General features: G+C 66.7%; 16 protein-coding genes. 1 reads left to right on the plus strand and 15 read right to left on the minus strand.

The window, feature by feature from the left end; translation table 11 throughout:
* Positions 1 to 94: 94 nt before the first annotated feature.
* The 5 genes from GWK18_RS11225 to GWK18_RS11245 form a co-directional block, all read right to left on the minus strand.
* Positions 95 to 520, minus strand: coding sequence for a hypothetical protein (locus tag GWK18_RS11225; protein WP_123823612.1), 426 nt, complete (start codon positions 518 to 520; stop codon positions 95 to 97).
* A gap of 71 nt (positions 521 to 591) precedes the next feature.
* Positions 592 to 1,293 carry a 2Fe-2S iron-sulfur cluster-binding protein gene (locus GWK18_RS11230; protein WP_123823611.1) on the minus strand — a complete coding sequence of 234 codons (702 nt, stop codon included), beginning with the start codon at positions 1,291 to 1,293 and terminating at the stop codon, positions 592 to 594.
* A 65-nt stretch (positions 1,294 to 1,358) separates the two neighbouring features.
* Positions 1,359 to 2,072, minus strand: a complete 714-nt coding sequence (locus GWK18_RS11235) for a succinate dehydrogenase (RefSeq protein WP_123823610.1) — start codon at positions 2,070 to 2,072, stop codon at positions 1,359 to 1,361.
* A gap of 10 nt (positions 2,073 to 2,082) precedes the next feature.
* Positions 2,083 to 3,615 (minus strand): glycosyltransferase family 39 protein, encoded by a 1,533-nt coding sequence (locus tag GWK18_RS11240; RefSeq protein WP_166835327.1) that lies wholly within the window; start codon positions 3,613 to 3,615, stop codon positions 2,083 to 2,085.
* A gap of 98 nt (positions 3,616 to 3,713) precedes the next feature.
* Positions 3,714 to 4,100, minus strand: a complete 387-nt coding sequence (locus tag GWK18_RS11245; RefSeq protein WP_123823608.1) for a hypothetical protein — start codon at positions 4,098 to 4,100, stop codon at positions 3,714 to 3,716.
* A gap of 232 nt (positions 4,101 to 4,332) precedes the next feature.
* Here GWK18_RS11245 and GWK18_RS11250 point away from each other — a divergent pair, with 232 nt between their 5' ends.
* The gene (locus GWK18_RS11250) at positions 4,333 to 5,808 is read left to right on the plus strand and encodes an anion permease (RefSeq protein WP_123823607.1); all 1,476 of its coding nucleotides are present in this window, start codon (positions 4,333 to 4,335) and stop codon (positions 5,806 to 5,808) included.
* A gap of 92 nt (positions 5,809 to 5,900) precedes the next feature.
* On the opposite strand, the gene GWK18_RS11255 is transcribed toward GWK18_RS11250, so the two are convergent.
* The 10 genes from GWK18_RS11255 to GWK18_RS11300 all read right to left on the minus strand — a co-directional run bounded on the left by GWK18_RS11255 (position 5,901) and on the right by GWK18_RS11300 (position 16,455).
* Positions 5,901 to 6,653 carry a succinate dehydrogenase/fumarate reductase iron-sulfur subunit gene (locus GWK18_RS11255; RefSeq protein ID WP_166835329.1) on the minus strand — a complete coding sequence of 251 codons (753 nt, stop codon included), beginning with the start codon at positions 6,651 to 6,653 and terminating at the stop codon, positions 5,901 to 5,903.
* 31 nt (positions 6,654 to 6,684) lie between these two features.
* Positions 6,685 to 8,838, minus strand: coding sequence for a fumarate reductase/succinate dehydrogenase flavoprotein subunit (locus tag GWK18_RS11260; RefSeq protein WP_348535935.1), 2,154 nt, complete (start codon positions 8,836 to 8,838; stop codon positions 6,685 to 6,687).
* Positions 8,835 to 9,503 carry a succinate dehydrogenase cytochrome b subunit gene (locus GWK18_RS11265; protein ID WP_348535936.1) on the minus strand — a complete coding sequence of 223 codons (669 nt, stop codon included), beginning with the start codon at positions 9,501 to 9,503 and terminating at the stop codon, positions 8,835 to 8,837. Before GWK18_RS11265 ends, GWK18_RS11260 begins: the two co-directional genes overlap by 4 nt.
* Before the next feature lie 264 nt (positions 9,504 to 9,767).
* Positions 9,768 to 10,283: a GNAT family protein gene (locus GWK18_RS11270; RefSeq protein ID WP_123823604.1), complete on the minus strand. Its 516-nt coding sequence runs from the start codon at positions 10,281 to 10,283 to the stop codon at positions 9,768 to 9,770.
* A 36-nt stretch (positions 10,284 to 10,319) separates the two neighbouring features.
* On the minus strand, positions 10,320 to 12,623 hold the full coding sequence (gene purL, locus GWK18_RS11275; protein WP_166835333.1) for a phosphoribosylformylglycinamidine synthase subunit PurL: 2,304 nt from the start codon (positions 12,621 to 12,623) through the stop codon (positions 10,320 to 10,322).
* Positions 12,620 to 13,393, minus strand: coding sequence for a phosphoribosylformylglycinamidine synthase subunit PurQ (purQ, locus tag GWK18_RS11280; RefSeq protein WP_167739470.1), 774 nt, complete (start codon positions 13,391 to 13,393; stop codon positions 12,620 to 12,622). The genes purL and purQ overlap by 4 nt, the downstream gene beginning before the upstream one ends.
* Before the next feature lie 31 nt (positions 13,394 to 13,424).
* Complete coding sequence (purS, locus tag GWK18_RS11285; protein WP_166835337.1) at positions 13,425 to 13,694, minus strand: phosphoribosylformylglycinamidine synthase subunit PurS; 270 nt, start codon at positions 13,692 to 13,694, stop codon at positions 13,425 to 13,427.
* 152 nt (positions 13,695 to 13,846) lie between these two features.
* On the minus strand, positions 13,847 to 14,197 hold the full coding sequence (locus tag GWK18_RS11290) for a Rieske 2Fe-2S domain-containing protein (RefSeq protein ID WP_123823600.1): 351 nt from the start codon (positions 14,195 to 14,197) through the stop codon (positions 13,847 to 13,849).
* On the minus strand, positions 14,194 to 15,153 hold the full coding sequence (locus GWK18_RS11295; RefSeq protein WP_233568581.1) for a 3-methyladenine DNA glycosylase: 960 nt from the start codon (positions 15,151 to 15,153) through the stop codon (positions 14,194 to 14,196). The genes GWK18_RS11290 and GWK18_RS11295 overlap by 4 nt, the downstream gene beginning before the upstream one ends.
* A 9-nt stretch (positions 15,154 to 15,162) precedes the next feature.
* Complete coding sequence (locus GWK18_RS11300) at positions 15,163 to 16,455, minus strand: aspartate kinase (protein ID WP_123823599.1); 1,293 nt, start codon at positions 16,453 to 16,455, stop codon at positions 15,163 to 15,165.
* Between the last annotated feature and the right edge of the window lie 69 nt (positions 16,456 to 16,524).

The following is a 16,524-nucleotide window of genomic DNA, read 5'->3' on the forward strand; positions in this document are numbered from 1 at the left end:
CCCCCCGCCCCCCCCCCCCCAGAGCGGCCCCCGCCCGCCCCCCCCCCCGCGCGGGGGGGGGCCGCCCCCACCTTGCTTTCCCGGCTCGGAGCGATCAGGAGAGGGCCGTCAGGGGCCAGAGGGCGAACAGTGCCGCGGCGGCCACGAAAGCCAGGTGGAGGAACAGGAAGACCGTGGAGGCCGTCTTGACGCCGGAGCCCCTGAACTCGGAGGCACCCATGCTCAGGTGCGGGACGAAGCAGCACAGCATTCCCAGGATTCCGGAGATGCCCAGCGGAAGGAAGGCGATCACGGCGGAGGCCACCAGGTCGGCGTTCGTGTAGTGCGAAGTGGGGTCGGTCGCCGTGGCGCCCATGGCGGCAGAGAAGATCACGGTCACCGGGGATGCCAGGAGGGCGAGCGCGAAGATGATGATGCTGACCACTAGAGCGGTCACGGCCACTCCGGGAGCGGGTGCAGGGGTGGCGCGGTAGAGCGGTGCGGTCTGCATCATGGGCGGTTGCGGTGCGTAGGCGTACATCGTGACTCCTTGGGTTCGGGAGAGTTGCTACTGCAAACCTAAACCGACCCGAGCACATTTGCAACTGCGAATTACTTGGTTTGGCGTTGATTCCTCAGATGCTCCCGGGCCACCGCGGAGAGGTTCTCCAGGGGGAGTCCGGCCGGGCACACCTCCGTGCAGTCCCCGTAGGTGGAGCACGGTCCGAACGTCTCGTCCGCCGTCTCGATGACCTGCGCGGTGCGGTCCCGGCGTTCGTCGTCGTCCTTCATCAGCGGCGGCAGTTCCGTAAGCAGGGAGCCGACGAACAGCTGCGCGGAGCCGTTGGGACAGGCGGCCACGCAGGCCCCGCAGCTGATGCACCCGGCATTGGTCAGCGCCTTCAGACCCGCCGGCCCGCGAGACGCCTTGACCACGGTGCGCAGGGCCTTCTTCTTGTCGACCGTCAGATCCGAGAGAACGGGGAAGGCCGATGCCCGCAATGGTTCGAGCCGTACCCGGTCGCCGTCGCGGAAGGCGCGCACGTGCTGCTGACAGGAGGCCCGGTTGTACTCGGGGCCGTGAGGTACGCCGTCGACCGTGACGCCGCACTTGCCGCAACTGCCCTCCCTGCAGCCGTCGTCGAAAGTCACCGGTGAATCACCGTCCGGGAGTTGCTCGTTGAGCAGGTCCAGGAGCTCCAGGACCGTGGTCTCGGGTGAGACGCCTTGCACGTCGTAGGTGACAAAGCGTCCGTGGGCCTCGGCATCGGTCTGACGCCAGACTTCGACGGACACGGTTCGCGTGATCTTCATGGTCGATGACCCCTCGTGATTCTGCGGGAAATGCGGTCGCACTCGGTACACACCCGGTGGGACGTTCAGCGGACCAGGCGGGTTTGCACAGCCAGTGGGATGCTCGCGTTGCCCAGCGCCACACCGGTGCCGATGACCCGCCCCGCGATGCTCAGGGCTTCTCGGACACGACGGTCGCCCGACAGCCCGGTGTCGTTGCCGACCTGGACGATGCCCTGGGAAGTGTGAGCGGCAAGGGCCAGCATGGCCGCCAGGTACAGCCCGGCGACCTGCGGCCGCTGCAGGGAACGCACCAGGTTGTCGTACGCAGCACCCTTGGCGTGCTCGGTCGCGGCGGGGCGCACGCCGAGTGTCAGATCGGCGATGTGGTGGGCGGTGAACAGGCCCAGGACAACTCCCGTGGAGCGCATGGAGCGTTTGGCGATTTCCCACACGCGACGTCGTCGACCGCGCGGGCGACTGCGACGCACGCCACCGGCCGGGCGGTCACCGGCCCGCCAGGCGCGAACGGTCAGCAGGCTCGCGCAGGACACGTGCGTCACCGCGCAGGCCAGCAGCCCGGAACGAAAGACCCACAGCACTGTTGATTCTGGCAGGACCGGGACGCCCATGGTGCGCAGGAACCGCGCGTAGCCGTCGAACCGGTCCCGGCCCAGGTACACCTGGAGGTTGCCGGCCATGTGAGCCACCGTGAAAGCCGAGAAGACGGTCCCGCTGGCGGCCATGGCCAGTTTGAGATCAGCGGTCTTGAGAGCGCCCGCACTGTCCGAAATGGTCATGCCATGCAGCTTAGGTGCCCGGCTCTACCGGCGTCCTGGCCGGCTGGGCGAGTGTGTCGGGGCATTTCAGATTGGTCACTCGGAAGCGGGACTCCAGGTTCTCGTCGGTTATCGTGCAGCCGATGGAGTCCAGGTGTTGCAGGACGGCCCCGTAGTAGGGGTTCGGTTTGAAGGCGACGACCGAAACCTTGCCGGTTTCGTCCAGTTGCCAGGACCACCAACCAGGGTGGCTCTGCCCCCAGAGCGTGGCCGAGTCCTCCTTGTTCTGGGCAAGCATCGGGTCCTTGACGGGATGATCCGGTGGGTAGGCCACGAAAATTCCGCGAGCTTCGTCATCCATGAAGATGACCGTGTCGGCCTGGGCCGCCGCCACGGCCGCCGTTTTGTACCCGTCCTTCTTGGCGAATTCGCCGTTCTGCCCCAGGAAGGACGGGAAGGACAGAAGGGTGAACAATGCCAGACCGAGCGCACCCACGGGACGCCACGGGATTGCGGCCAGCCCCAGGGCCAGTGCCACGACCAACACCGGCGCCGTGAAGGTCAGGTAGCGCTCCTGGAAGTACTGCTTGCCCAACAGTTGTGCCACGAGGATGACGACGAACGGCAGTAGGACCAGGCTCAGGAGCCAGAGCATGATCCACCGGGCACGGCTCCGGATCAGGCCGAGGGCCACAACCAGGATGGTGAACAGACCGAGCCAAGGTGCGATCTGCTCGACGGGTCCGTTGTAGGCCCCGAACCGGTTGCGGGGGCTCAGGAAGAACACCATGAGGGCCATGCGTCTGAGCACCTCGCGCGTGGTGGCATCGATCCAGGACACCTGCCCGCTCTGTTCCGCCCCGACGATGACCAGCGGAATGCACACGGATCCGGCAACCAGGCACGCGACCAGGACCTTCACCGTGTTGCGGCGCCCCCACCGAAGGGAGCGGGCGAAAAACAGCGGCAGCAGCATGGCCACGTACAACGAGAATCCGACCCCGGCCGCCATGAACAGGGCGAACCCCACGAGGGACGGTGTGTGCCGGTGCTCCCGGAAGCGCTCGAAGAACCACCACGCGATGGTCAGACTCATGGCACCCATCGCGTACCCGCGGGCTTCCTGCCCCGTCCAGCTCAGACCGGGCAGAACCGCACCCAGGACAGCGACCATGACGCCCACGAAGACGGTGCGCTCAGGCATGTACCGTCGCGCGTAGGCCATGCCGATCCGGGTGAGGAACACCGACATGACCACCAGTGCCAAGGCTGATGGAGTGCGCATGGCCAGCTCGGAGGTGCCGAACAGCGCGGCCCACGGATACATGACCACGTAGTACAGCGCGTGGACGGCGTCGACCTTCTGCACCATGGCGATCAGGGAGCCGAACGGTCGATCGACGGCGGACACGGAAGCGGCCTCGTCGAACCAGTACTGCGGTGTGGCCAATCCCCAGAACGCGACCGCGCCGGTCAGGAGTGCGCCGAACACGGCCGGCCACCACGGCAGCGGGGGCCGGGTGGCAGCATCTTCCCGGCGCAAATCTGTGGAACTGGGGGTCATCACTCTCCTTCGGAGACATCAGTATGCCCGTGGGAGAGCGCGTTCCACGAATCTCTGCGACCTCAGCCGACGACCGGATTACGCCGCACGGGTGGGGGTCAGAGCCAGCCCAGTTCCCTGGCCTTGAGCGCCAACTGAAAACGGTTGCACGCCCCTGCGGTGGCGGCCATTTCGGCGACGAGCGCACGGTAGCCGTTCAGGTCCAGGCCCAGACGGCGGGCAATCATCTCGTCGTCCCCACCGGAAGAGAGCATCTCGAGGATGCTGTGCTGGAGCTCCGAGGGATAAGGCTCCTCCGCCTCTGTCAGGCCGTCGTCCGTCCGGCCCAAGGCGTCCGACGTTCCCACGAGTTGGTGGGGCAACGGCTCCTCGGGAGTCGCGCTCGACCTGCCGCCGGCCGCCGACAGCGGCACCACCACGTCCCCGGAGGATCCGGGCACACGGCGGCCGTTCGACGGATGAAGGTCCCGCGGCAGAGGTGTCATAGGTCTCATCATGGCCTGAGGTGGCGTGGTTCGCCACACGGGAGGGTGCGGATGGAGGGATTGTTGCGTGACCGAAACCCGTATCGCGCTCACCCCGGTGCCCACGACGGCGGTAATTGCGGCAACTCCATGACCTGGGATACAGGTGCGAGTAGCCTGACAACCGCACCGTGGTCAGGCCACAGTTTGACTGCGACGGTGCCGGCACTCAGAAGGAACAGAGAATCTCGTCATGACTACCTCGGCCCCATCCTCAACCCCCGAGGCACCAGCCGACACCACCGGCCACTCACCGAACCGCTCCATGATCATCAAGGTTGCGATCATCCTGGCGTCGGTTCTGGCCATCTGGTTCATTCCGCCGCCAGACGGCGTGGATCCACGCGGCATGCACATGGCGGCGATCTTCGTGGGTACCATCCTCGGTCTGGTGCTCCAGCCCCTGCCCACCGCTGCGGTCTCCCTGATCGGACTGGCGGTGGCCATGATCACAGGCACCATGGACGTGGGTGAGGATGAAGCTCTCACAGGCTTCGCCTCCAGCGCGGTGTGGCTGATCGTGGCGGCGTTCTTCATCGCCGACGGCTTCCTCATCACGGGACTCGGCCGACGCATCGCGTTGTGGTTCGTGACCAAGCTCGGCAAGTCCTCCTTGGGCCTGGCCTACGGCATGGCCGCCACGGACCTGCTGATGGCTCCCGCGACACCGTCGAACACCGCCCGCGCCGGCGGCGTGGTGTTCCCCATCGTCCAGTCCCTGGCGGTTGTGCAGGGGTCCACCCCGGAGACCGACGAATCACGCCGTCGCCTGGGCGCGTTCCTGTCCATGTCCACGGTGCAGGTCAACACCATCACCTCGGCCATGTTCCTGACCGCCATGGCCGGCAACCCGCTGGCCCAGCAGTTCGCGGGAGAGGCCGGGGTGGAGATCACCTGGACCAACTGGGCGCTCGCTGCGATCGTGCCGGGCCTGGTCTCCCTGGTCGTGGTTCCCTGGGTGCTCTCCAAGGTCTACCCGCCCACCCTCAAGAAGACCCCGGATGCTCCGGGTCAGGCCCGTGAGGAGCTCAAGCAGCTCGGCAAGCTGACCCGTCCGGAAGCGATCATGGCCGCTACGTTCGTCCTGCTGCTGCTCATGTGGTCCGTGGGTGGCTCGCTGGGGATCAACGCGACCGCAACCGCCTTCGTGGGTATCGGGATCCTGCTGGTCACCGGGGTGCTGAACTGGAAGATCATGGCCGCCAACGGTGGTGCATGGTCCACGCTGATCTTCTTCGGCGTGCTGGTCGGCATGGCCGGGCACCTCAACACGCTGGGCGTGATCACCTGGATCGGTGACTCCGTCTCGGGTGCCGTCGGTGGCCTGCCATGGGTGTTTGCCTTCGCGATTCTGGCGGTCGTCTACTTCTACGTGCACTACTTCTTCGCGTCGAACACCGCGCAGATCGTGGCCATGTACGCCGTGTTCCTGGCCGCCGCGATCGGCGTGGGCACACCTCCGATGATTGCCGCGCTCTTCCTCGGCTTCATCGGCAACCTGTTCGGTGGCCTCATGCACTACTCCTCCGGTCCGGCCGGTGTGATCTTCGGATCCGGGTACGTCAAGACACCCGAATGGTTCCGCGTGGGCCTGATCATTTCGGTGGTCACCTTCGTGATCTGGGCCGTGGTCGGCATGGGCTGGATGGCCGTCCTGGGCATGTGGTGACCGGAACCGTCACCTGACGACGACGGGGCCTGCACACCTTTCGGTGTGCAGGCCCCGAACCGTTCTGTGCGTGGCGACGGGAGCGTCCCCTGTCAGTTGTCTTTGTTGCGCCTGATTGCAGCGCGTGCCGCCTCCCGGTTCACCGCGCTGATCGCGGAGATCGGGATACCGGCCGGGCACACCTCCACGCATTCGGCGTACACCGAGCACGGGCCGAACTCCTCCTCGGTGGTGGCCACCACGCCGCGGGCCCGCTTGGAGCGCTCCGGCTTGCCCTGCGGCAGCGTGGACATGTGGGAGAGCAACGCACCGGCGAACAGATGTGCGGCCCCGTTCGGGCAGGCCGCGATACACGCCCCGCAGCCGATGCAGGCCGAGAAGTCCAGGGCTTGCTCGGCCACCTTGAACGGGATCTGCCGGGTGTCCGCGTCGGGGGCGGTGCCCGCGTCCACGGACACGTAGCCACCGGAGGCGATCACGCGGTCCAGCGCCGAGCGGTCCACCACAAGATCCCTCACCACGGGGAAGGAGGCCGCGCGGAAGGGCTCGAGCTTCAGATGCTCGCCGTCGTCGTAACTGCGCAGGTGCTGACGGCAGGTGGGGGTGTTGGGCACCTTGCCGTGGGGGACGCCGTTGACCGTGATGCCGCACGTGCCGCAGATGCCTTCGCGGCAGTCCGTGTCGAATGCGATGGGCTCCTCCCCGGCCGTGACCAGTTGGTCGTTGAGCCGGTCCAGGAGCTCGGGCAGGGACATCTCGGGCGTCGCGTCGTCCACCTGGTACGTCACGAACCGGCCCTTGGTGGTTGTGTCTTCCTGACGCCAGACCTCGATGGTCAGTTTCATGGTCTTCTCCTCATCACGCGTGAGCCGGAGCTCACGCGTAGTTCCTGGTCTGTAGCGGAACCGCCTGGAAGTCCAACGGTTCGGCGTGGCGGACGGGCTTGCCCGGGTGGGCCCCCTTGCCCGGGGTGTGTTCCCATGCCGAGACGAAGCACCAGTCGTCGTCATCGCGCAGCGCCTCCCCGTCCGGGGTTTGGTGCTCCTCCCGGAAGTGCGCTCCACAGGACTCGTCCCGGTCCAGCGCGTCCAGGCACATCAGTTCGGCCATCTCCAGGTAGTCCGCGATCCGTCCGGCCCGTTCAAGTTCCTGGTTGAGTTCGCGGCCGCTGCCCGGAATCCGCAGGTCGCGCCAGAACTCTTCTCGCAGCGCCCGGATCTCCTTGAGCGCGTTCTTCAGACCGGCCTCCGTGCGGGCCACGCCGCACCCGGAGTACAGCACGTCCCCGAGCGCCCGGTGGAAGTGATCCGCACCCTTGGTCCCGCCGATGGACAGCAGGCGGTCGGTCCGCTCCCGGACCTCGGCCACGGTGCGTTCGACGGCGGGGTGGTCCGCGGGCAGCGGAGCCTCACCCAGGTGGTTGGCCAGGAAGTTCGGCACCGAGTAGGGCAGGGTGAACCACCCGTCCACGCAGGCCGAGAGCAGCGAGTTGGCGCCCAGGCGGTTGGCCCCGTGGTAGCCCCAGCCGGCCTCACCGCCCACGAACAGACCCTCGATCGAGGTCATCATGTCGTAGTCGCTCCACAAGCCGCCCATGGCGAAGTGGGCACCCGGGGCGATGCGCATGGGTTCGGTGTACGGGTCCTCGCCCGTGGCGTCGAAGTACATCTCGAAGAGGTTGCCGTAACGCTCCTCGATGGTCTTCTTGCCCAGCCGGCCGATGGCGTCCCGGAAGTCCAGGTACACGCTGTTGCGCAGCGGCCCCACGCCGTGGCCCGCTTCGATCTGCTCCCGTGCGGCACGGGAGGAGATGTCGCGCGGGGAGAGGTTGCCGTAGGACGGGTACTTGCGCTCCAGGTAGTAGTCGCGTTCCTCCTCCGGGATCTGGTTGGCGGGGCGGTCGTCCCCCGGGGCCTTGGGGACCCAGATGCGCCCGTCGTTGCGCAGCGACTCACTCATGAGCGTGGTCTTGGACTGCCAGTGCGAACTCACGGGCAGGGCGGTCGGGTGGAACTGGATGTACGACGGCGACGCGAAGTACGCACCGCGACGGTGTGCCCGCCACGCGGCGGTCACGTTGGAGTTGTGGGCCAGCGTGGAGCGGAAGTAGACGTTGCCGTAACCGCCGGTGCACAGGACGACGGCGTGGGCAGTCTCCGCCTCGATCTCGCCCGTGTAGAGATCGCGGACCACAACGCCCTTGGCGCGACCGTCGTCGACCACCAGGTCCAGGACCTCGCGGTGGGTGCGCAGGTCAACGGTGCCCAGCCCCACTTGCCGCTGCAGCGCACGGGCCGCGGCCACCTGCAGCTGTTGGCCGGTCTGGCCCCGCGTGTAGTAGGTGCGGGACACCTGGACACCGCCGAAGGAACGCGTGCGCAGCTCCCCGCCGTACTCGCGGGCGAACGGGGCACCGATCGCGTCCATGTGGTCGATCACCCGCACGGATTCCTCACCCAGTCGGAAGCAGTCGGCCTCCCTGGCCCGGAAGTCCCCACCCTTGACCGTGTCCTTGACGAATCGTTCGAGGGAGTCGTTGTCCACCTTCTTGGCACGCGCGGAGTTGATGCCGCCCTGGGCGGCCACCGAGTGCGCGCGGCGGGCGGCGTCGTGGAACGTGTAGGAGACCACGTTGTATCCGAGCTCGCCCAGGGCCGCGGCGCAACCGGCGCCGGCCAGGCCGGTCCCCACCACGATGACCTTGAACTTGCGACGGTTCAGCGGGCTGACCAGCTTGTAGTCGAGCTTGCGGCGGGACCAGGCCGTCAGAGGGTCGCCGGTGGGCACGTTGCCGTTCAACGGCTCATCGGCATAGGTCACGAAGCCCTGCGTGCTCTTTGGCCCTTGGCGCTTCAACGCCGCTGGTCTGCTCAAGGGCTTCTTCGCGTTGCCCGTGCTCTCGGGGGCGGAAGTGGCCGCCTCCTCCTGCGGTGCAGCCGGGTCCGGGGAGTCCTGCTGCGGACGGGGCACCCCCTCCGACGAACCGACCAGGGAGCGGATTCTGGAACCGATGGTGCGGAAGGTGTTCACTGGAGCACTCCTGTCAGGACGGCCACGGGAATGGTGATGTTGCCGATCGCGATGACTAGTCCGAAGAGCAGCCCGAGCCCGGCCAACGCGGAGAACACCCGAGGACGGACACCCACCCCGAAATCGACGACGGCGCTGACAACGCCGTGCGCCAGGTGAAGGGCCAGGCACCCCATGGCGAGGATGTAGAACAACGCGACGGGCAGGCGGTTGAAGGATGCCACCAGGTTCGAGTAGGCGTAGGAGGCCTCGTGGGTCGCGTGTTGGAACCCGTCAGGTCCCGCGGGTGACATCCCCAAGGTCAGGTCGAGGATGTGGAAGACGATGAACAACAGCAGGACCACGCCGGTGACCATCATGGTTCGCGCGGCGAAGACGTCCAGACCGAGGCCGCGTCGCTTCCACCGCCCGCGAGCCGTGGTGCCCCTGCGGCGCAGGAGCAGGGCGCAGTAGACGTGCGCCACCAGGCACACAGAGAGCACCACGCGCATGATCCACAGCAAGCCCTCGTACGGCAGCACGGGGTAGAAGGCCATGCGGAGCCAGTGGGCGTAGGAATTGAAAGCCTCGGCGCCCATGTAGATCTTGAGGTTGCCGATCATGTGGACCAGGACGAAGATCGCGAAGATCGCTCCCGTGGCGGCCATGATCAATTTGGCGTACACCGACGGCAGGCCACCTTTGTGTCCGGCGTGTGGCGTGGACGGTGTTGACGCGGATCGGGAATGGGCTGGCGCAGACATGGCGGCTCCTGGCATGAAATGCAGGCGCCGGTTCGGTCCGGGCGGCCCGGGAAATCCCGACGCCCAGAATCATCCTATGGAAACCATTTTGAGGCGGGAAAAGAGTTGCACTGTTGCCAGGGGAGTGGCTGCGGAGCCGCGCGCGTAAGCCTTTGTCGGTAATTGCCCACCCGGTGTCCGCTCAGCTCAAGGCCGTTCGCACCGGTATTCCGTTTCCGGGCCCACTGTCTCGGCGACAGTGAAGCCTGCTGCCTTCAACAAATCCTCGATGTGCGCGCTGTCCTCCGGGACGGAGGCCCGAACCACGGACACCTCAGGATCCTCGAAAGCAAGGGTGATCAGTGACCGCAGACCTTCCGCGGCAAAACCCATCCGCCGTCGGTCCGGAACCAGGAAACCCACGATCTCCAAGGCACCGTCGATGGGAGCTGACGCGAAACCGGTCGAGCCGATGACCTTCTCGGATTCGAGTTCGATGCAGGCCAGCGGGGAGTACAGCGTCTCCGTGAAGTAGTACCCGCCCGCCTGCGCGACGTCCCTGAGCTGGTCCACCGTTTCCGGAATCGGAAACTCTTCCGCGAAATGGTCCAGGTGGACGCCGTCGATCACGGCGGTGATCTCGTCCTCGGTGAACGGGCGCATGACCAGACGCTCGGTTCGGACCTCGTGGGCCTGGGGCGGCTCCAACGGCAAATCGATCATGATGACCTCGATCGTCCGTGCGGCTGAGTGTTTCGGTCAGCCGAAATACGTGGGGAGGGTGGATTCGTGGGCCTGGCGCAGTTCCGGCAGAGGAATCCGCGTGGCTCCCATGAGATCGAGGGCGTCGTTGACGGCGTCAACCACGCCGATGCGCGCAAAGGGGTAGTTGCGCATCGTGCACATGTCCTTGAAACGTACTTCCTCGGAACGCGGAACGGCAACGACAGCCCGGCCCTGGGTTTCCGAGAACAGCATGGTGAACAAGTCCAGGCCGTCGCGTTCGCAGACCTCACCCATGCCGATCCGTGCCCCCGTGCCGAATCGAAGGCACATTTCGGACAGGGTGGCCGCCAGGCCGCCTTCGGAGACGTCATGGGCGGAATCGATCATTCCGTCCCGGGACATGTTGATCAGCAGGTCCGCGAGCAGCTTCTCCTGGCCGAGATCCACGGTGGGCGGAAGGCCGCCCAGGTGGCCGCGCAGCCGAGCCCATTCCGAACCGTCGAGTTCGTCCGCGGTGCTCCCGAGCAGGTAGATCGCCTGCCCGTCAGCGTTGACATCCCAACCCGAGGGGGTGCGGCGACGAACGTCGTCGAGGACGCCCATGAGCGCGACCACGGGGGTGGGGTGGATGGCTTCCTGACCGGTCTGGTTGTACAGGGAGACGTTGCCGCCCGTGACGGGGACGCCGATCTCCAGGCACCCGTCTGCCAGGCCGCGCACCGCCTCCGCGAACTGCCACATGACCTCGGGGTCTTCCGGAGAGCCGAAGTTGAGGCAGTCGGAGACCGCTGCCGGACGGGCCCCGGCGGTGGCGACGTTGCGGTAGGCCTCCGCGAGAGCGAGCTTGGCACCGTTGTACGGGTCCAGGTACGCGTAGCGGCCGTTGCAGTCCGTGGACAGGGCCACGCCCAGGCCGGCTTCTTCGTCCACGCGGATCACGCCGGCGTCGTCGGGCATGGCCATGGCGGTGTTGCCCTGGACGTAACGGTCGTACTGGTCTGTGACCCATGCCTTCGAGCACAGGTTGGGGGAGGCCATGAGTTCCAGGACTGCGTCCTTGAGGGCCTCGCCGTCGGGGCGTCCGGTGTCCGCCGCGGACCCCGTGAAATGATCTGCCTGGACCTCGTCCTGGCGCTCCGGGCGGTGGTAGGGGCGTTCGTAGACGGGACCGTCGTGCGCAACGGTCCGGGGATCGACGTCGACGATCACCTCGCCCTGCCAGTCGATGACCAGGCGGCCCGTGTCCGTGACCTCACCGATCCAGGAGTACTCGACCTCCCACTTGTCCAGGACAGCTTCGAAGTCGGCCACCTTCTCCGGCGTGACGACGGCCATCATGCGTTCCTGGGACTCGGACATGAGGATCTCGCCCGGAGTCAAGGAGGGATCGCGCAGCAACACCGAGGACAGGTCCACGTGCATGCCGCCGTCACCGTTGGAGGCCAGTTCGGAGGTGGCGCAGGAGATGCCGGCGGCGCCCAAGTCCTGGATGCCCTCCACCAGGCCCGCGTGGAAGAGTTCCAGGCAGCACTCGATGAGAACCTTCTCCGCGAACGGGTCACCGACCTGAACGGCGGGGCGCTTGGAGGGTTTGGAGTCGTCGAAGGACTCGGAGGCCAGCACGGACGCGCCGCCGATGCCGTCGCCACCGGTCCGCGCACCGAAGAGCACGACCTTGTTGCCGGTGCCGGTCGCGTTGGCCAGGCGCAGGTCCTCGTGCCGCAGGACGCCCACGGCGAGTGCGTTCACCAGCGGGTTGGCCTGGTAGCAGGGGTCGAACTCGACCTCACCGCCGATGTTCGGCAGCCCCAGGCAGTTGCCGTAACCACCCACGCCGGCCACGATCCCGTGTACCACGCGCTGGGTGTCCGGGTGATCGATCGCGCCGAAACGCAGCGGGTCCATGACGGCCACCGGGCGCGCACCCATGGAGATGATGTCGCGCACGATGCCGCCTACGCCCGTGGCAGCCCCCTGGTAGGGCTCGACGTAGGACGGGTGGTTGTGGGACTCGATCTTGAAGGTCACGGCCCAGCCGTCACCGATGTCCGTGACACCGGCGTTCTCGCCCATGCCGACCATCAGGTCCTTGGTCATCTCCTCGGAGACCTTCTCGCCGAACTGGCGCAGGTGGACCTTGGAGGACTTGTACGAGCAGTGCTCGGACCACATGACGGAGTACATGGCCAGTTCCGCGGCGGTCGGCCGGCGGCCAAGGATCTCCACGATCCGGTCGAATTCTTCACGCTTGAGGCCCAGCTCGGCCCACGGGAGTTCGGTCTGGGGAGTCTGGCTCGCGTGTTCGACGGTGTCCAGGTGGAACTGCTGGTCGCTCATGCGCGGGTGCCTCCGTTGACCACGGTCTTGAGTGCCGAGATGAAGATGTCGAGTCCGTCCGTGCCGTCCCCCATGGTGACGGGCCCCTGCCCCGTGGAGTCGGGGCCGAACCCGGGTTCGACGGCGTGTTCGGGGTGCGGCATCAGCCCGACGACGTTGCCGCGGGCGTTGGTCACACCCGCGATGTCGTTGAGCGAACCGTTCGGGTTGTGGCCCACGTAGCGGAAGGCCACGCGGCCCTCGGCCTCCAGCATGTCCAGAGTCGCCTGGTCACACACGTACTGGCCGTCGTTGTTCTTGAGCGGGACCACGATCTCCTGGCCGGCCGTGTATTCGGCGGTCCAAGCCGTCTCCGTGTTCTCCACGCGCAGGCGCTGGTCGCGGCACACGAACTTGAGGTGGTCGTTGCGGATCATGGAGCCCGGGAGCAGATGGGCCTCCGTCAAGATCTGGAATCCGTTGCAGATGCCCAGGACGGGCATTGCCGCATCGCTGTTGGCGGCGTCCACGATCCGTGACATCAGGGGCGCAAAGCGGGAAATGGCGCCGGCTCGCAGATAGTCCCCGTAGGAGAATCCCCCGGGGAGGATGACGGCGTCGACCCCTTGGAGGTCGTCGTCGGCGTACCACAGCGGCACGGAGGTACCTCCCGCGATGTCGATTGCGCGTGCGGCGTCGCGGTCGTCCAGGGTGCCCGGGAAGGTCACGATGCCCACCCGGACGTCGACCAAGGTGCCGTCGGGGGAGGGGGAGCTCAGGTCAGCGACCAGTGGCGCTTCGAACGTGTTGGAAGCCACGGGCTCAGGCCTCGGTGGACGCGGCGTCGTCGATCACGCTGACGTTGACCACGTCCTCGATGACCGGGTTGGAGAGCATGGTCTCCGCGGCTTCGCGAGCCGTGGCCAGGACCTGTTCGGTGACTTCTCCGTCCACTTCGAGTTCGAAGCGCTTGCCCTGGCGGACCCCCGTGAAGGCCGTGATGCCCTGGTGCGGCAGCGCGCGGACGATGGCCTTTCCTTGCGGGTCCAAAATCTCCGGTTTGGGCATGACGTCAACAACAATGCGGGCCACGAGCGCTCCTTCTGGAGGACGATGCGAAGAATCACGCCGATTCTATCCGCTGTCCTGACCGGTACCTACCGACCCTCGAGCGTGCCGAACCCTCGCCAAACTTGCTGATCAGCCCCCGATGGACGAGTTTCGAGAGGGTTCGGCGGGGAAAGCTAGTCCGTGTGGGCCACAATCCAGCCGTCGGCCACGGTGAACGGGACGGAGGCCAGGTTCTTGCTGGGATCTGCCGGGGCCTCTCGGCCGGTTGCCAGCGCCAACCGAGAGCCCACGAACGTGCCGTCGTTGCGGTAGACCCAGAAATGATTGGGGCATTCGAAGGAATCGGCGTTCCCTGAGGTCGCGCGGCACACGGTTGCCGCCTGGTGCGTGCACGTGTTGACCAGCACGTGGACCTGCCCGTTCGCGTCGTGGGTGACCAGGTACGGGGTGGCGTCCACGCGCACGGTGATGAAATCGCCGGGGTGGGGAATGGCCGACGCCTCGACCACACGGGTCCCGGTCATTCGACTCGCCCTCCGGCCAGCGGCGCCTCGGCCACCAGAACCTTGATGACGGACAACAGCCGTTCACGGATCCGCTGGGCGCGCTCGCTGAAGGACTTCTGCCGACGCACGTACTCGGCCTTTCCCTCCGGGGTCTCCACCGCGACCACTCCGTAACCCCAGTCGGAGAGGTCGTAGGGGGAGGCCTCCATGTCCGTCGCGCGGATTTCCAGGGCCAGCTCGAATGAATCCGCGATCAGCTCGGCCGGGACCGCGGGCGAGAGCTTGTAGGCCCACTTGTAGAGGTCCATGTTGGCGTGCAGACAGCCCGGTTGCTCCATGTCCCGTTGGGTCTCACGGGTGGGGTGGGTTTCGTTGAGGGCCACGGCTTGAGGGGCGAAGAACCGGAAGGCGTCGATGTGCGTGCACCGCAGCTTGTGGGATTCGACGACGGCGTCCGTCCTCTTGGCTCCCAGGCGCAACGGCAGCTGCTCGTGTCGGACACCGTTCAGACGTGACCGGTACGCCATCGCCCATTCGTGCATGCCGAAGCACCCGAACAGGCCGGGCCTCCCGGCCGTGCGCCGCACGAGCATCTCCACGAACTGTGCGGCGGAGCCGCGGGCGGCCCGAAATGCCTCCACATCCAGGGTCACCGCGCCGTCGTCGTCGGAGATCCCCAGGGCCAGGGCCTCGGCGGAGGTCACGGGGCGCCAGAACTTCTGGTGTCCGAAGTCCTGGGCCGCCCCCAGCAGCACCACGCCGACCCCCGGCGTCCAACGTTCCAGCTTGGCCGGGGAGAAGGAGTAGTAGGTGAACAGGAAGTCGTTGACGGGGTGCTTGAGTCCCAGGCTGCGGCGCTCCCGGAACGGTTGAGTCCACTCCCGGGCGCGTGCCTCATGGGCGGATTGCGCGGCACGCCACTGCTCGGGTTCCAGGACCTGAGCAATGGCGTGCGTGGCCTGATCGATCGGCACGACGTCCGCTCAGCGACCCGTCCCCGCGTACACCGTGGCGTCCTGGTCCGAGTCCAGGTTGAACGCGTTGTGCACGGCACGGACTGCGTCGTCCAGGCGGTCGGCCGCGGTGATCACGGAGATCCGGACCTCCGAGGTGGAGATCATGTCGATGTTGATGCCGTTGGCGGCCAGGGCCTCGAAGAACGTGAACGAGACCCCCGGGTTGGACTTCATGCCGGCGCCCACCAGGGACAACTTGCCGACCTTGTCGTCGTACTCCAGGCCCGCGTAACCGATCTTCTCCTCCGCGGCGCGCAGCAGGTTCATGGCCAGTTCGCCCTGGCTCTCCGGGACGGTCACGGAGAGGTCCGTGGTCGGTTCGTCGGCCACGGAGACGTTCTGGACGATCATGTCCACGTTGACCTTGGCGTCTGCCAGCAGACGGAAGATGGTCGACGCGATCCCGGGCTGGTCCGGGACCCCCACGACCGTGATCTTGACCTGACTGCGGTCGTGGGCGATACCGGCGATCAGCGGCTGTTCCAAGGGAATCTCCTTCATGGACGTGGAGAAAGTGGTGTCATCGGAGCTGGGGATCACCCAGGTGCCTTCGGCGCGGGTGAACGACGAACGGACGTGCAGTTTCACGCCGAAACGGCGCGCGTACTCCACACACCGCAGGTGCAGGATCTTGGCGCCGTTGGCCGCCATCTCCAGCATTTCCTCGCTCGAGATCTGGTCGAGCTTGTGGGCCTTGGGCGCGATCCGCGGGTCGGCGGTGAACACGCCGTCCACGTCGGAATAGATTTCGCACACGTCCGCGTCCATCGCGGCGGCGAGGGCGACGGCGGTGGTGTCGGACCCCCCGCGACCCAGCGTGGTGATGTCCTTGGTGGTGCGGTGAACACCTTGGAAGCCCGCGATGATCGCGATGTTCCCGGCCTTCACCGAATCCTGGATACGGGACGGGGTGACCTCCACGAGCGAGGCCGCGCCGTGGTCACCATCGGTGATCATGCCCGCCTGGGAACCCGTGAAGGACTGGGCGGGGGCGCCGAGGTCGTTGATGGCCATGGCCAGCAGCGACATGGAGATCCGCTCACCCGAGGTCAACAGCATGTCCATCTCGCGGGCGGGAGGATGCGCGGCGACCTCGGTGGCCAGGTCGATCAGTTCATCGGTGGTGTCGCCCATGGCGGAGACCACCACCACGACGTCGTTGCCCGCGTTCTTGGTTTCGACGATCCGGCGTGCGACGCGGCGGATGCTGGCCGCATCCGCGACCGACGATCCACCGAACTTCTGCACGATCAAGCTCATGTGCTCTGGCTCCCCAGTGTTGCGTTGCGTTGTGGGCCCTGCGTCCGGCGGTCTCGGGCTGCCGCGGGT

It is taken from the genome of Kocuria sp. JC486, assembly GCF_011602805.1.
Taxonomy (GTDB): Bacteria; Actinomycetota; Actinomycetes; order Actinomycetales; family Micrococcaceae; genus Kocuria; species Kocuria soli.

Excerpts from the sequence above, each read along its gene's own strand:
- GWK18_RS11255 (WP_166835329.1), bottom strand. The coding sequence starts at position 6,653 with ATGAAACTGACCATCGAGGTCTGGCGTCAGGAAGACACAACCACCAAG.
- GWK18_RS11300 (WP_123823599.1), bottom strand. The coding sequence starts at position 16,455 with ATGAGCTTGATCGTGCAGAAGTTCGGTGGATCGTCGGTCGCGGATGCG.
- GWK18_RS11245 (WP_123823608.1), bottom strand. The coding sequence starts at position 4,100 with ATGACACCTCTGCCGCGGGACCTTCATCCGTCGAACGGCCGCCGTGTG.
- GWK18_RS11235 (WP_123823610.1), bottom strand. The coding sequence starts at position 2,072 with ATGACCATTTCGGACAGTGCGGGCGCTCTCAAGACCGCTGATCTCAAA.
- GWK18_RS11290 (WP_123823600.1), bottom strand. The coding sequence starts at position 14,197 with ATGACCGGGACCCGTGTGGTCGAGGCGTCGGCCATTCCCCACCCCGGC.
- GWK18_RS11250 (WP_123823607.1), top strand. The coding sequence starts at position 4,333 with ATGACTACCTCGGCCCCATCCTCAACCCCCGAGGCACCAGCCGACACC.
- GWK18_RS11240 (WP_166835327.1), bottom strand. The coding sequence starts at position 3,615 with ATGACCCCCAGTTCCACAGATTTGCGCCGGGAAGATGCTGCCACCCGG.
- purL (WP_166835333.1), bottom strand. The coding sequence starts at position 12,623 with ATGAGCGACCAGCAGTTCCACCTGGACACCGTCGAACACGCGAGCCAG.
- GWK18_RS11230 (WP_123823611.1), bottom strand. The coding sequence starts at position 1,293 with ATGAAGATCACGCGAACCGTGTCCGTCGAAGTCTGGCGTCAGACCGAT.
- GWK18_RS11225 (WP_123823612.1), bottom strand. The coding sequence starts at position 520 with ATGTACGCCTACGCACCGCAACCGCCCATGATGCAGACCGCACCGCTC.
- GWK18_RS11270 (WP_123823604.1), bottom strand. The coding sequence starts at position 10,283 with ATGATCGATTTGCCGTTGGAGCCGCCCCAGGCCCACGAGGTCCGAACC.